Below are 14757 nucleotides of genomic sequence, written 5' to 3' on the forward strand. Positions count from 1 at the left end.
AGTTCCGGGAGGGGGTGGGGGCTGAATGTCTCTCCACTGTCATTCCGGGGCACGCGAAGCGTGAGCCCGGAATCCATCGTGCCGCAGCGTTGGTCGATGATTGGATTCCGGGCTCGACGCTGCGCGTCGCCCCGGAATGACGGAAGTGGCCTAGTCCGGCCGGACCATCTCGAACATGTTCTCCGGCTTGATCTCGAAATAATCGCCGCGCCGGCCGGCGCGGACGATGGGGCGGGCGGCGGCGGTCTGGTAGACGCCGTCCTTGATCAAGGCCTTGTCGATGTGGACGGCGACGACTTCGCCGAGCGTCAGCCAGGCGTCGGCCTCCTTGCCATTGGCGCCCTTGAGGCGGACGATGTCGGACACCTTGCACTCGAAGGCGACGGGGCTCTCGCCGACGCGCGGGACATTGACGAGCTTGCCGGGCACGGCGGTGAGGCCCGCGACCTCGAACTCGTCGACCTCGGGGGCGACATGCGCCGCGGTCGCGTTCATGTGCTTGGCGAGATCCATCGTCGTCAGATTCCAGACGAACTCGCCGGTCTGCTGCATGTTCTCGACCGTGTCCTTCCAGTTGGTCGAGGAGAAGCCGATGATCGGCGGCACGTAGCAGAACGCATTGAAGAAGCTGTAGGGCGCGAGGTTGACGTGGCCCCTGGCGTCGCGCGATGAGATCCAGCCGATCGGCCGCGGCGCGATGATGGCGTTGAAGGGGTCGTGCTTGAGTCCGTGGCCCTTGGAGGGTTCGTAGAAGTACAGGTCTTTGTCGGTCACGCGCTGCTTCCTTTCGTCATTTCGAGCGCAGCGAAGCAATCCAGAATCCCTCCGCGGAGACGGTCTGGATTGCTTCGCTGCGCTCGCAATGACGGAGTTTTTGGGTCCGTCCCGGTCCGCCTCCGGCGGTCGTGCCGGGGCGATCAGTCTGCTTATAGGAGAAAACGCCCCGCCCGTCAGTGGCGCGGCGACAGACCCGCGATGACGAAATCGATCATCTGGTCGATGGTCGGGCCCGGCTTGGTGGCGCACTGGGCGATCATCTGGGGGTGGAAGAAGCGGATCATCGCGCTGCAGGAGCAGAGCGCAGCCAGCTGCAGGTCCGGCGCCTCGAACTCGCCGGAAGCGACGCCTTGCGCGATCATCTGGCCGATCATTCCGGCGACGCACTCCATATGGGCAACGCAGACGTCCCAGTCCTCCTCCATCGCGATCGCGACCATCTCGTGCAGCTTGTTGTCGCCGACATAGCGCTCGGTGTTCATGCGATTGATGGTGGTGAGCAGCTCGCGGAAGCGCTCCTTGACGGGACCGGGCTTTGCCACGATCCGCTGTGCCTCCAGCTCGACCTCGCCCATCAGCGAGCGGGCCACCGCCTGGTGAATCGCCTTCTTCGATTCGAAGAAGCGATACACGTTGGCGGGGCTCATCCTGAGCTCCTTGGCGATGTCGCCGACGGTCGTCTTCTGGTAGCCGATCTGGCGGAACAGCCGCTCGGCCACCTCGAGGATGCGATCCCGGGTGTCGACTTCGATATGTTCCGAAACAAGGGCCATCAGTCAGGACTCGCTGGTCAACAGTCTTCTCATCTATTCAGCCGCTTCGGCAAGCGGAATTGCGTGCGGGTCATCGCTCCCATGCTGCGGCGCGGCCGGCTGCTCGGGCGTTCCGGCCTCGTCCAGGCTCTTGCGGAACCACAGGGCGTAGAGGCCCGGCAGGTACAGCAGCGTCAGGAAGGTCGCGACGAACAGGCCGCCCATGATGGTGATCGCCATCGGGCCCCAGAAGGCCGAGCGCGTCAGCGGGATCATGGCGAGAATGGCGGCGAGCGCCGTCAGCACCACCGGCCGGGCACGGCGGACGGTCGCCTCGACGATCGCCTCGCGCCGGGTCAGGCCGTGGCTGACGTCGGTCTCGATCTGGTCGACCAGGATGACCGTGTTGCGCATGATCATGCCGGCGAGCGCTATTAGGCCGAGCAGCGCCACGAAGCCGAACGGGGCATTGGCGACGTTGAGGCCAAGCGAGGCACCGACGATGCCGAGCGGCGCGGTCAGGAACACCAGGATCAGGCGTGAGAAGCTCTGCAGCTGGATCATCAGCAGCGTCAGCATCACCATGACCATCACCGGGAAGAGGATGAAGATCGAGGCGTTGCCCTTGGCGGATTCCTCGAACGCGCCGCCCGGCTCGATCCGGTAGGCCGGCTCGAGGTGATCCTTGATCGCCTTCAGCTTCGGCGTGATCTGGTTGGTGACATCAGGGGCCTGCACGCCGTCGACAACGTCGGAGCGCACGGTGATCGCCATGTCGCGGTTGCGCCGCCACATGATCGGCTCTTCATGGGCATATTCAATTCGAGCGATCTGCTGCAGCGGCACGGCGACGCCGTTGCGCGAGGTGATGGTGAGATCGCCGACGCCGCCGAGGTCGAGGCGCTCGGACGGGATCGCGCGGGCGACCACGCCGACCTTCTCGATGCCGTCGCGCACGGTTGTGACCTGCGAGCCCGAGATCAGCATCGCCAGCGCCTGCGAGACGTCCTGCGGGGTCAGGCCCATGGCGCGGGCGCGGTCCTGGTCGACGACGAGCTTGAGGTAGGGCGACTGCTCGTTCCAGTCGAGCTGGACGTCCTTGACGCTCTTGTTCTCGCGCATGACGTCGCGGACCTGGTAGGCGATCTCGCGGACCTTGTTGGCGTCCGGGCCGATCACGCGGAACTGCACGGGGAAGCCGACCGGCGGACCGAAATTGAAGCGGTCGACGCGCACGCGTGCCTCGGTCAGGAAGCCCTCGGCGGCCGCGGTCTCGATCTTGGCCTTGATGCGCTCGCGCGCCTCGACCCCCTTGGCAACGATGACGATCTCGGCAAAGGCCTCGTTCGGAAGCTGCGGGTTGAGGCCGAGCCAGAAGCGCGGCGAGCCCTGGCCGACATAGGCGGTATAGGTCTCGATGTCCTTGTCGTCCTTGAGCAGCGTCTCAGCCTTCTTCACCGCCTTCTCGGTAACGTTGAAGGCGGTGCCTTCCGGAAGGCGCAGCTGCAGGAACAGCTCGGGGCGCTCCGACAGCGGGAAGAACTGCTGCTGGACCTGGCCGAAGCCGACGATCGAGGCGGCGAAGACGCCGACGGTCGCGACCACCACGGTGATGCGGTGGTTGACGCACCATTTCACGATGGCGCGCAGGCCGCGGTACATGCGGGTCTCGTAGACCGCATGCGGATCATGGTTGTGGTGCGCCTTCATCTCGGGCAGCAGCTTGACGCCGATATAGGGCGTGAAGATCACCGCCACGAACCAGGAGGCGACCAGCGCGATTGCCACGATCCAGAATATGCTGCCGGCATATTCGCCGACCGCGGAATTGGCAAAGCCGATGGGGAGGAAGCCAGCGGCCGTGACCAGCGTTCCCGTGAGCATCGGAAACGCAGTAGATTCCCAGGCAAAGGACGCCGCACGCATGCGGTCCCAGCCCTGCTCCATCTTCACCACCATCATCTCGACCGCGATGATGGCGTCGTCGACGAGCAGGCCGAGCGCGATGATCAGCGCGCCGAGCGTGATGCGGTGCAGGTCGAGCGACATCGTGTTCATGACGATGAAGACGATGCCGAGCACCAGGGGCACCGACAGCGCGACCACGATGCCGGTGCGCCAGCCGAGCGCCAGGAACGAGACGAACAGCACGATGACGAGCGCTTCCATGAAGGAGTGCACGAACTCGCCGACGGCGTGCTCGACCACCTTGGGCTGATCGGCAATCAGCTTGACGTCGACGCCCTGCGGCACGGCCTTCATGAAGTCGGCCGTCGCCTTCTCGACCTCCTTGCCGAGATCGAGGATGTTGGCGCCCTTGGCGGTGACGACGCCGATGCCGATGGCGGGTTTGCCTTCCTGGCGCACGACGAAGCTCGGCGGATCGACATAGCCGTGGGTGATGGTGGCGATATCGCCGAGACGGAACACGCGGCCGTTGCTCTCGACCGGCGTTTCGGCGACGGCCTTGGCACCGTCGAGCGCGCCGGTGACGCGCAGCGGCACGCGCTGCGAGGAGGTCTCGACCGTGCCGGCCGGCGTCACGTTGTTCTGCTTGGCGAGCGAATCGAACAGCGCCTGCGGCGTGATGCCGAGCGTGGCGAGCTTGGCGTGGCTGAACTCGACGAAAATGCGCTCATCCTGGTTGCCGTAGACGTCGACCTTGGTCACGCCGGGCACCTTGAGCAGGCGCTGGCGAAAACCTTCGGAGACCTTCTTGAGCTGGGCATAATCGGCGCCGTCGCCGGTCATCATGTAGAGGATGGAATCGACGTCGGAGAACTCGTCGTTGACGACGGGCCCGAGAATGCCGGACGGCAGCTGGCCCTGCACGTCGACCAGCTTCTTGCGCAGGAGATAGAAGAGGTAGGGCACGTCCTTCGGCGGCGTGTTGTCGCGGAAGGTGACCTGGAGCGCGGTGAAGGCGGGCTTGGAATAGGTCTGCACCTTTTCGAAATAGGGCAGCTCCTGGATCTTCTTCTCGATGGGATCGGCAACCTGGGTCTGCATTTCCTGCGCGGTCGCGCCGGGCCAGATCACGGAGACGTTGACCACCTTCACCGTGAAGAACGGATCCTCGGCACGGCCGAGCTTCTCATAGGAGAAGAAGCCGGCGACGCCGAGGATGATCATCAGGAAGAGCACCAGCGTCGGATGGCTGACGGCCCAGGCCGAAAGGTTGAAGCGCTTCATCGCACTCTCCGAAAGACGATCCAGTTGCAAACAACGACAGCCGCTCTGCTCAAACCGTCGTCGCGAGGCAGCGAAGCAATCCAGGGGGCTGGGCAGGTTCTGGATCGCTTCGCCGCTTCAGCCTTTGCTTAGGGACAAAGGCCGAAACTCACCTCACACGACGTAACTCACTTCTCTTGTCATTCCGGGATGGTCCGAAGGACCAGACTTTCAAACGACGGATCAGAACGACAAGGACGACACGATCCGCACCCGCTGGCCGGGATCGAGCTTCTGCACGCCGAGCGCGACGATCTTGGCGCCCTCGTCCACGCCGCCGGTGATGACGACGTCCTTGCTCTCGTAGGACTTCACCGTGACCGGCTTGAGCGTGACGCCACCGTTGTCGTCGACAACGTAGAAGGAGGGCTTGCCGCCTTCGTTGAAGAGCGCCGACAGCGGCAACCGCGCGACGCGCTCGGTCGCGGCATCCGACAGCGTCAGCGTCGCCGTCATGCCGAGCGCGACCTTGTCGTCGGCCTCGGGCAGCGAGAACTTTGCCAGATAGGTGCGCGTGGCGGGATCGGCTGCCGGCGCGATCTCGCGCAGCTTGGCCGTGTATTTCTTGTTCGGCTCGGACCAGAGAGTGACGCTGGCGACGCCCGACTTGGCACGTCCAACCAGCGTTTCAGGGATCGCGACGACCGCTTCCTTCTCGGCAAAGCGGGCGACACGGATCGAAGCCTGGCCCGCGGCAACCACCTGGCCGGGCTCGATCAGCGTTGCGGTGACGACGCCGCGGGCGTCGGCAACCAGCGTCGCGTAGGAAAGGGAATTCTTGGTCAGTTCGACCGAGCGCTCGGCCCGGTTCAAGCGCGCACGGGCTTCATCGGCGGCGGCGCGGCTCTGGTCGAGCTGGGCGTCCGTGGTCCAGCCCTTGGCCTTGAGATCCTTGGCGCGCTGCTCGGCGGCGGCGGCCTGGGCCAGCACGCCGGTTGCGGCGGTCTGCTCGGCAACGGCCTGCTCGGCCTGGAGCTTCAGGTCGACCTCGTCGAGGGTGGCGAGCGGCTGGCCGACTTCGACTGTCTGGCCGACTTCGACGAGGCGTTTGGCCACCTTGCCGGCGACGCGGAAGCCGAGATCGCTCTCGATCCTGGGACGGATAGTGCCGACGAAGCTGCGCTCCGGGGTCTCGGCAGCGTAGTGGGCGGTTGCCACCAGAACCGGCCGCGGCGGCTCGGCCTTCTCGGCGACGGTATCATTGCACCCTGCCAGCGAAACGGCCATCAGGGCGAGCGCGGCTCCTGCGAAAAGCTTGGAATAGCTCGACAAAATCGACCGGACCAACATCGAAGGACACTCCTGCATCTCGACTGAGAGGAATGTCGACTGTTCACTGATAAAAGTCAATAATCGTCAGTCATCAGGAATGCGTGATCGTGAAGGAGTGGTAAGGAGGGATAGGCTTGGCCGCGAGGTGTTATTGTAGGGTGGGCAAAGCGGAGCGTGCCCACCAGAACCGCTCTGCGGCGAAGATGGTGGGTACAGCGCGCGACGTGCGTGCCCCCTCACCGCTCCTGGTCGGCGAATTCGTGCTTGCTGTCGTGTCCGCCGACGAACACCAGGATGCCCGCGATCAACGGCAGCACGGCGAGCACCAAGAGGCCCGTCGAGGTCTGGCCCGTGGCTTCCTTGACCCAGCCGATCAGGTACGGCCCGCCGAAGCCGGCGAGGTTGCCGATCGAGTTGATCAGGGCGATGGCGCCGGCGGCGGCCGTGCCGGAGAGCCAGGCGGTCGGCAGCGTCCAGAACACGCCGAAGCAGCAGAACACGCCGATCGCGGCCACCGTCAGCGCCACCATCGTCAGCGTGGGATCGGTGAGATAGGAGGAGATGCCGAGCGCGACTGCGGTGAGCAGCAGCGGCGCGCCGACATGCATGACGCGCTCGCGGCTCGCATCCGAATGCCGCGCCCACAGGATCATAGCGATGGTGCCGAACAGATACGGGACCGCAGTGACGAATCCGGTTTGGGCGTTGGTGAGGCCGAACGCCTTGACGATCTGCGGCAGCCAGAACTGCATGCCATAGAGCGCGCCGACGAAGCCGAAATAGACCAGGCTGAGCGCGATCACCTTCGGTGAAGACAGCGCCTCGCCGAGCGAGAAATGCTTCACCGCCTGCTTGGCCGCGATCTCCGAATCGAGCTTGGCTTTCAACCATGCCTTCTGCTCGGCCGACAGCCAGTACGCCTTCTCCGGCTTGTCGGTGAGATAGAACCAGGTGACGATGCCGAGCAGCACCGATGGGATGCCCTCGATGATGAACAGCCATTGCCAGCCTTTCAGCCCCATCATGCCGTCCAGCCCGAGCAACAGGCCCGAGATCGGCGCGCCGATCACGGTCGAGACCGGCACCGCGACGGCGAAGGCCGCAAGGAAGCGGGCGCGATATTCGGCCGGATACCAATAGGTGAGATAGAGGATGATCCCGGGGAAAAAGCCGGCCTCGGCGACGCCGAGCAGGAAGCGCAGGACGTAGAAGCTGGTGACGCCGCTGACCACCGCCATCAGCGCCGAGATGATGCCCCAGGTCACCATGATGCGGGCGATCCAGCGGCTCGCGCCGAATTTCTCCAGGGCGAGGTTGCTCGGCACTTCGAAGATGAAATAGCCGATGAAGAAGATGCCGGCGCCCCAGGAGTAGATCAGCGGCGTGAATTTCAGATCGGCGTTCATGGTCAGCGCGGCGAAGCCGAGATTGACGCGATCGAGATAGGAGAAGAAGTAGGCCAGCACCAGGAACGGAATCAGGCGCCAGGAGATGGCGCGGATGGTCGAGGTTTCGATGTCCGACTTGGTGGCACCGGTGGAACCGGCATAGGTCGTGGTCTGGCTCATGGCTTCCCCCGGGGTTGTTGCTTTTTCGGGTCTGCGGCCGTTTTCAGCATCGCGAGCAAAGAGTCAATGGAGCAAGCAATGCACGAGACGCAGCCGGGCACGCCTGTTGCGCCTCTACGGACCTCACTGATCCGCGCTGCTTTCGCGCTCGCAGTGATTGCCTGTGGGCTGTCCCTTCGCTGGTACGGCTTCCCGCTCGGCCTGCCTGCGTTCATCGTGAAGTACGGCGGCTCGCTGCTGTGGGCGACGATGGTGTTTCTGCTGGCAGGAGTCGTGCTGCCGCGGCTGACACGGAGCCAGCTCGCAGCCATCGCGATAGTGATCGCGGCAGTCGTCGAGTTCTCCCGCCTGATGCATACTCCCTGGCTCGATGCGTTCCGCCTCACCACCGCCGGCGCGTTGCTGCTCGGCCGCATCTTCTCGCTTTGGAATTTGCTGGCCTATGCGGTTGGGATTGCGTTTGGCATGTGGATCGATCGCGTTGCCATGCGCGGTGGGTGGGCAAAGGCGCCGTAGCGCCGTGCCTACGTCTCGTCATCGAATAGGCAAGACGTGGGCACGCTTCGCTTTGCCCACCCTACAAGACTGCCGTCGGAGCCTCACTCCGCCAGTTGAAACCGCTCGAAACGGTCGAGCTCCTCCTCGATCACGCGCTTCAGCTCCTTGCGGCCCGCCGTCTTCCTGCCCTGCCCGACCCAGGTCCATTTCTGCATCAACAGCTTCTTGTTCTGCCGGTCGGTCTTGAGATCGAGCGCGGCGACGATCTCGTCGCCGACCAGCACGGGCAGCGCGAAATAGCCGAGCTTGCGCTTGGCTTTCGGCACATAGGCTTCGAACAGGTGGTTGTAGCCGAAGATGAGGTTGGTGCGCTTGCGCTGGATGATCAGGGGATCAAACGGGGAGAGGATGTGGACGAGATCGGGCGACACCTCATGCGGCTCAAGCGCTGCAGGCGAGGCCCAGTGCTCCTGCTTACCGGCGCCTTCGATCGCGACGGGCACGAGCTCGCCGCGGCGGACGCGCGAGGCGATCAGGCGCGCGACCGGCTTCTTGCTGGGCGCATCGAGATGGCAGACCGAATCGAGGCTGACCACGCCCTGCGAGCGCAGCGCGCGGTCGAGCAGATAAGCCGTGATCTCGCTTGCCGGCGCCGGCTTCGGCAGCCTGTCCCAGCCGAAATGACGCGTCGTCAGCTCGTAGGTCTTGAGCATGCCCTGGCGCGCGCTGATGGTGACCGCCCCGGTATAGAAGGCGAGCTGCAGCGCCCGCTTCGAGGGCTTGCGGCTCTGCCACAGATGCTCCTTCTCGACGAGCACGTCGTCGTCGATGTCACGGATCGTCAGCGGCCCGCCGCGCAGCAGCCGCATCACCTTGCGCGTGTCGGCCGGCTTCACCGCGGCGAACCATTTGTGCCCCTCGCGGCGGTGCTCGCGCATCGCCGGCAGGAAGAAGCGGAAGTCGTTCGCCGGCACGTAGGAGAGCGCGTGCGTCCAGTACTCGAACACGGTCTTGTCGACACTCTGGGCGTGGCGCAGATCGGCGCGGCGATAGGACGGGATCCGGCTGAACAGGATGTGGTGATGGCAACGCTCGATGACGTTGATGGTGTCGATCTGCACATAGCCGAGATGGGCAACGGCGGCCGAGACGGCCTCTGCGCCTTCGCCAAACGGAGCGCGGTCGGTCAGCCGCTGGGCATGCAGCCAGATCTGCCGGGCCTGTGTCGTCGAGAGCGGAAGCGGTTTGGACGTGCGGGACATTGCAGCATGCAATGTAACGGGATTCGCCGCGAGGAAAGAAGCGGGACACGAAAAGGCCGCGCTGCCATCTGCTGCCAGCGCGGCCATGACGTGTGGGGATCAGGCGGAAGCCTACTTCTTCATCGCCATCGACTTCTCGGCGTTCATATAGTGCTTGCATGCTCCACGCATGTTGCCCTTGCTCATGTCGGAATTGGCCGCGGCCATCGACTTCCTCGCTGCGATCTTGGCGGGCGTGTCTTCGCCGCCCATGCCGGCAACGAGCTTCGCCATGTTTGCACTGGTGCACGCCATCTTGGCGGCAGAGGCGGGGGACAGAGCAAGTGCGGCGAATGCCGTCGCGAGCAACAGGGTCTTCATCAAGTTCTCTCCTCGAGTAGGCAGCCGGCCTGATGCCGGCCAACGCACCGCCATTCTTCAGCCACAAGTTTGCAGGGAAAAGACAATTTCGTTGCTGCGCTGCAGTGATACCCGCTTTTCAGCGTGCGGCTTTTGGGCGCTCCCCGACGCTGCCGGTGGCGACCTCCGGGTCGCAGATGGCCTTGCCACGTCCTTCTGCCTGGCAGCGATAGACACTGCCGGTGAGGCGATCGACCAGCCAGACGTTCTCGTCGGTCGGCCCTTCGAGCCCGACATAGCGGGAGGTCATCCCGGTGATCAGTGTCGACAGCAGGATGGCCACCGCGATCATCGCCGCACCGATATAGATGGGCATTGCGTTCAGGGTCACTGTCCGATCCGGCGGGCCGCTGCGATGGAATTGATAGTCGCGCTGATAGTCACTTGGCCTCGGCACAGGACGGAACTCGGCTCCCCTCGCGTCAAATTATCGAATGATTGAAGTGTGTTAGGCGGACATCTGGACGAATTCTTGTTCGCGGGCGGGCGGTGAGGCGACGCCTTTGCGACGTTCGGGTTTCCCGGAACCCAGTACGGCCGGCTCGAAAGCAAAGTGCGAATGATTCGAACCGGAGCAAAGTGACCTCGGCTCGCCGTTTCGAATGTGACCAAGATCACATCAGAGCCGTTGAACCTGCCCTACGCTCGCAGCATCAAATCGCCATCAGGCGTAACAGCGAGGATACCACCATGACCCATTTCAATAAGTCTTTTGGACTGACGGCGATCACCCTGACAGCCGTCCTGTCGATGACGGCCGGCCTTGCGCTGGCTGGCGACAACAACATCTCCGCCGGCCAGATCGTCGATGCGCTGAAGCCGAAGCCGGCGACCCGCGGCCTGTCCGTTGGCCCCCAGACCGATACGACCGTGCAGGCCAAGGAGGCGACCTTCCTGAACACCGTGCGCAACCGCTCGACCCGGTCGCTCTCGACAGGCGAGCGCGAGCAGATCGCCGAGCTCGCTGCCACCAAGCCGAAGATCGATCTGGAGATCCAGTTCGACTACAACTCGGCCGACATCGCCAAGACCTCGATGGCCTCGGTGCAGGCGCTCGGCAAGGCGCTGTCCGATCCGGCGCTGAAGGGCTCGACCTTCGTGGTCGCCGGCCACACCGACGCGACCGGTGGCGAAGCATACAATCAAGGTCTCTCCGAACGGCGCGCCGACACCATCAAGAAGTACCTGATGCAGAATTACGGCCTCAACGGCAACGATCTCGTCACCGTCGGCTACGGCGAGACGAAGCTGAAGGATGCCGCCAACGGCACTGACGCCATGAACCGCCGGGTCCAGGTCGTGAACATGGACACCAAGACCGCAGCGAAATGATGCGACGAGCGCCTCCGCCTGCTGCCCTGCGGCAGGCGGAGGCGTGATCGCAGTTGGTTTAATTAGACCGGTGCGGGTGTCGCGAGAGCCTCCCGGACGAGCCGCGCGAGCTCGGCCTTGCGGTAGGGCTTTTCCAGTATCAGGGCGCCCTGCCTGACGTGGCCGTTCGCCGCCAGCGTTTCGAGGGCGTAACCCGATGTCAGCAGCACGCGCAGCTCGGGCCTTTCCTGGCGTGCAAGCCCTGCAAGCTCCCAGCCATTGACGCCGCTAGGCATCACGACGTCGGTGAACAGCAGGTCGATGTGCAACGGCGCCGCAAGCGTCTGCAAGGCCTCCTTGCCATCGACTGCCGACACCACCTTGTAGCCCAGGCTCTCCAGGCTCATGACCGCGTAGGAGCGGACGAACGGATCGTCCTCGACCACCAAGACGGTCTCGGAGCCGCTCTGTGTTGCCTCCTTCTCGACCGCAAGCGGCACGTCCTGCGCCGACCGACGACCTTGCGGCCGATGCCGATGATCTTCTTGTCGCCGGTCGTGACGAAATTGCGGATGTATCCGTCGTGCTCGGAACGGTAGGGGTCCGGCATCAACATCTTGACGTTCTTGCCGAGAACCTCGTCGGCCTCGTATTTGAACAGTCTTTCGCAGGCGGGATTGAATTGCAGGACGGAGCCGGCGGAATCGATCAGAATCACGCCGTCGACGGCAGTGTCGACGACCGCACGCAGCCGTGCCGCACTCTCGCGCAGCTCGCGCTCGACCCGCTCACGCTCCGTGAGGTCGTGGACGATGCCGACGAAGATCGATTCGCCCGACGCCTGCCTGGTCTCGCCCACCGACAGGTGCATCGGGAAGGTCGAGCCGTCCTTGCGCTGTCCCACCACCTCGCGGCCGATACCGATGATCTTGCGCTCGCCGGTGAGGTGGTAGTTTTGAAGGTATTCGTCATGGGCGTCGCGGTAGGGCGGCGGCATCAGGAGCTTGACGTTCCGGCCGATGACCTCGCTCGCGCAATAACCGAACAGCTTCTCGCAGGCCGGATTGAATATCAGGATGCCGCCGCGGGCGTCGATCAGGATCACCCCGTCGACGGCGGTATCGACCACGGCACGCAGCCAGTCCGCGTTGGAATGATCCGGACTGACAATGCCATCCCCCATGCCCACCCCGCCGCGTCTCCAATTCCGGCAATGACGGCCAGTGCACACGCGCCGATTGATTCATGCAAGCCAAATCTACTCGGCTATGCACGCCCGCGGGCACTAGATCCAGCTTTGGAACAGCATCAGCCGGTTGAAGCCCCCCATCGAGGTGCCGACGAAGGCCGCGGAAATCGGCAGCATCACCGCAAAGCCGGCCGCCGCGACGCCGACATAAGCCCACAACAGCCAGCGCGGCAGACCCTCGCGGCGCAGCACATAGACCAGTGCCAGGGACGCCGCGGTCGCGGCCGGCAGATAGTAATAGATGAAGCCCAGCGTGCGCGGCAGCAACGCCCAGGCGAGCCAGGGACCGAAATAGAATGTGGCGATCAGGAATGCATCCCAGCGCCGCGCCACGATGAAATCGCGCAGCACCATGGCGAGTGCAGGCAGAGCCGGCCACAGCACGAGCGGATTGCCGAGGAAGACGATCGCGGCGATGTGGTCCTCCGCGGTCTTGTCGAACAGGAACCAGACCGGACGCGCGAGCAGCGGCCAGGACGGCCATGCGCTCATATAGGTGTGGCCGGCGATGGCCGTCGTGGTGTTGTCGGCAAAGATCCGCCGCTGCGCCTCGATCAAGTCCGGCAGCGATAACCCGTAGAGCGGAACGAAGCCGGCAAGATAAGCCAATGCCGGCAGGACGGCGAAGCAGAGCGCGACATGATGCAGCTTCAGGCCGGGCCAAAGCTCCGGCCGATACCAGTCGTCCGGCTTCGCGTCGGCGAACAGCGTATGCCAGCCCTGCATCAGGCGGATCACCGCAACAATGACGATGCAGACGCCGAGCGGGAACAGGCCGGTCCATTTACACGCGGCCGCAAGGCCGAACAGGCTGCCCGCCACCGCGAACAGCGCTTGCGGCCGCTCTCTGCGAAACCCATGCATGAAGGCGGCGGTGGCGAGCAGGCCGAAGCCGAGCGCAAAGACATCGAGCATCGCGATGCGCGCCTGGACGTACAGCATCTGGTTGAAGGCTGCGATCAGCGCGGCGGCGATCGCCGGCCCCTGCGCGGCGAACAACGCGAGTCCGCACAGATAGATCGCGACGATCGCGAGCGCGCCGAACAAGGTCGCGGGATAACGCCATCCAAGCGCGTTGTCGCCGAACGTTGCGATCGATGCCGCGATCATCTCCTTGGCCAGCGGCGGATGCATCGGATTGAGCATCGGCTGCGACATCGCGGGCGTCAGCATCTGGCGCGCCGCCGGCACGTAATGCACCTCATCGAACACGAATTTTTCCGGCGTGACGACGCCGATCAACAGCGCCAGATGCGCGATCAGGAAGATCGCGACAGCAATCACTGCACTCCGCGACACCTCAGGAACCGCAGGCAATTCGCGCATCTTTTGTGGGGCTGTCTTGCGTGGCAAATTGGCTTCACCGCGGAGAAAAATAAACTGCTTCCCGTCATTGAACGCATTCTGCCGCAACTGTCACTAAGCATGACGCAGGTCCTGCGCCGCTTGTGATAATTCCGCCACATCAGAAGCGCGCGCGATCCGGTACGATCAGGGACACATCGATCGGTTGCGAAATGAATTTGCGTTTTTGCCTTTTCTCCACACTGCTCACGGTCGCAATCTGTGCGGCATCCGGCGCCGAAGCGCAGACGCGCGTCGGCCAGGCTGTCGTCATTCAGAACGAAGTGGTGCGCGTCGCCGCGACCACGACGCCGATCAATGTCGGCGACAGCATGCTGCGCGACGAGACCGTGCGAACCGGCGCCGACAGCGCGGCGCGTTTCGTGATGGCCGACAGCACCAATCTATCACTGGGGCCGAGCGCCACGCTGAAGCTCGACCGCACCGTCTTCAACGACGAGCACAGCTATCGTGACGTCGCGATCCGCATGACCACCGGCGCCTTCCGCTTCGTCACCGGACGCTCCGACAAGGCCGCCTACAAGATCACGACACCGCTCGCCACCATCGGCGTGCGCGGCACCACGCTCGACATTCTCTCGCAGCGCGGGCGCTCCGTCGTTGTGCTTCAGGACGGCGCGGCCAGCGTGTGCACGAGGAGCGCCCAGTGCGTGCAACTCACCCAGCCCGGCGACACCGCCATCATCACCTCGACTGGCGGCAAGGTGAGCATCACCAAGAGCAACACGCCGCCCTGGACCTTCGCCGCCAATTGCGCCGCGAGCGCCGGGTTGTGCGCAGTCAACCAGTATGCCGGCGCCTCGCCGACCATCACGCCTGCCGTCGAGGACGACGCCATGCTGTGCGGGCGCTGACGATGGCGAAATTCACCGTTCGGCGCCTCATCCTTGCCGCTGCGCTGGCCGCATCTGCGGCGTTTGCGCTCGTCACGTTCGATGCCCGCCCGGCGGCTGCACAGGCCTCGGAGTGCGGGTCCGAGTGCGGTGAACCAGAGCCCACTCCGTCCCCAACCTATTCGCCGTCGCCATATCCGTCCCCGACCTATTCCCCGTCGCCGAATCCCTCGCCCACGC

At 64.3% G+C, this 14757-nt stretch carries 14 protein-coding genes and 1 pseudogene; 4 read left to right on the forward strand and 11 right to left on the reverse strand.

What is annotated here, in order from left to right; all coding sequences use genetic code 11:
- Positions 1-150 precede the first annotated feature (150 nt).
- The 5 genes from I6F21_RS36565 to I6F21_RS36585 form a co-directional block, all read right to left on the reverse strand.
- Entirely contained in the window at positions 151-774 is a 624-nt protein-coding gene (locus I6F21_RS36565; RefSeq protein WP_036024785.1) for a flavin reductase family protein, read from the reverse strand.
- Between the two features lie 176 nt (positions 775-950).
- A complete protein-coding gene (locus I6F21_RS36570; protein WP_036024783.1) occupies positions 951-1550 on the reverse strand; it encodes a TetR/AcrR family transcriptional regulator in 600 nt (199 codons plus the stop codon).
- Between the two features lie 33 nt (positions 1551-1583).
- Positions 1584-4721 (reverse strand): efflux RND transporter permease subunit, encoded by a 3138-nt coding sequence (locus I6F21_RS36575; RefSeq protein ID WP_225138958.1) that lies wholly within the window; start codon positions 4719-4721, stop codon positions 1584-1586.
- A 222-nt stretch (positions 4722-4943) separates the two neighbouring features.
- Positions 4944-6050 carry an efflux RND transporter periplasmic adaptor subunit gene (locus tag I6F21_RS36580; RefSeq protein WP_225138959.1) on the reverse strand — a complete coding sequence of 369 codons (1107 nt, stop codon included), beginning with the start codon at positions 6048-6050 and terminating at the stop codon, positions 4944-4946.
- A gap of 218 nt (positions 6051-6268) precedes the next feature.
- Positions 6269-7600: an MFS transporter gene (locus I6F21_RS36585; RefSeq protein WP_225138960.1), complete on the reverse strand. Its 1332-nt coding sequence runs from the start codon at positions 7598-7600 to the stop codon at positions 6269-6271.
- A 78-nt stretch (positions 7601-7678) separates the two neighbouring features.
- On the opposite strand from I6F21_RS36585, the gene I6F21_RS36590 reads away from it, so the two are divergent.
- The gene (locus tag I6F21_RS36590) at positions 7679-8116 is read left to right on the forward strand and encodes a DUF2809 domain-containing protein (protein WP_225138961.1); all 438 of its coding nucleotides are present in this window, start codon (positions 7679-7681) and stop codon (positions 8114-8116) included.
- A gap of 83 nt (positions 8117-8199) precedes the next feature.
- Here the strand turns inward: I6F21_RS36590 and I6F21_RS36595 are convergent, their stop codons facing one another.
- The 3 genes from I6F21_RS36595 to I6F21_RS36605 form a co-directional block, all read right to left on the reverse strand.
- Positions 8200-9360 (reverse strand): crosslink repair DNA glycosylase YcaQ family protein, encoded by a 1161-nt coding sequence (locus I6F21_RS36595; protein ID WP_225138962.1) that lies wholly within the window; start codon positions 9358-9360, stop codon positions 8200-8202.
- A gap of 111 nt (positions 9361-9471) precedes the next feature.
- Positions 9472-9720: a hypothetical protein gene (locus I6F21_RS36600; protein ID WP_036013887.1), complete on the reverse strand. Its 249-nt coding sequence runs from the start codon at positions 9718-9720 to the stop codon at positions 9472-9474.
- A gap of 118 nt (positions 9721-9838) precedes the next feature.
- Positions 9839-10075 (reverse strand): hypothetical protein, encoded by a 237-nt coding sequence (locus I6F21_RS36605; protein WP_036013890.1) that lies wholly within the window; start codon positions 10073-10075, stop codon positions 9839-9841.
- Positions 10076-10449: 374 nt separating this feature from the next.
- Here I6F21_RS36605 and I6F21_RS36610 point away from each other — a divergent pair, with 374 nt between their 5' ends.
- On the forward strand, positions 10450-11091 hold the full coding sequence (locus I6F21_RS36610) for an OmpA family protein (protein ID WP_036013891.1): 642 nt from the start codon (positions 10450-10452) through the stop codon (positions 11089-11091).
- A 62-nt stretch (positions 11092-11153) separates the two neighbouring features.
- On the opposite strand, the gene I6F21_RS36615 is transcribed toward I6F21_RS36610, so the two are convergent.
- The 3 genes from I6F21_RS36615 to I6F21_RS36625 all read right to left on the reverse strand — a co-directional run bounded on the left by I6F21_RS36615 (position 11154) and on the right by I6F21_RS36625 (position 13645).
- Positions 11154-11516 carry a response regulator gene (locus I6F21_RS36615; protein WP_346656733.1) on the reverse strand — a complete coding sequence of 121 codons (363 nt, stop codon included), beginning with the start codon at positions 11514-11516 and terminating at the stop codon, positions 11154-11156.
- Positions 11474-12253: a PAS domain S-box protein gene (locus I6F21_RS36620; protein ID WP_225138964.1), complete on the reverse strand. Its 780-nt coding sequence runs from the start codon at positions 12251-12253 to the stop codon at positions 11474-11476. The genes I6F21_RS36615 and I6F21_RS36620 overlap by 43 nt, the downstream gene beginning before the upstream one ends.
- Positions 12254-12355: 102 nt before the next feature.
- Positions 12356-13645, reverse strand: coding sequence for a glycosyltransferase family 39 protein (locus I6F21_RS36625; protein WP_225139447.1), 1290 nt, complete (start codon positions 13643-13645; stop codon positions 12356-12358).
- Between the two features lie 191 nt (positions 13646-13836).
- Here I6F21_RS36625 and I6F21_RS36630 point away from each other — a divergent pair, with 191 nt between their 5' ends.
- Positions 13837-14538 (forward strand): FecR domain-containing protein, encoded by a 702-nt coding sequence (locus I6F21_RS36630; protein ID WP_225138965.1) that lies wholly within the window; start codon positions 13837-13839, stop codon positions 14536-14538.
- A gap of 2 nt (positions 14539-14540) precedes the next feature.
- A pseudogene (locus tag I6F21_RS36635) lies at positions 14541-14757 on the forward strand (hypothetical protein); the annotation flags it as partial.

Origin of the sequence: Bradyrhizobium sp. NBAIM03 (assembly GCF_020194055.1) — a bacterium.
Classification (GTDB): Bacteria; Pseudomonadota; Alphaproteobacteria; order Rhizobiales; family Xanthobacteraceae; genus Bradyrhizobium; species Bradyrhizobium yuanmingense.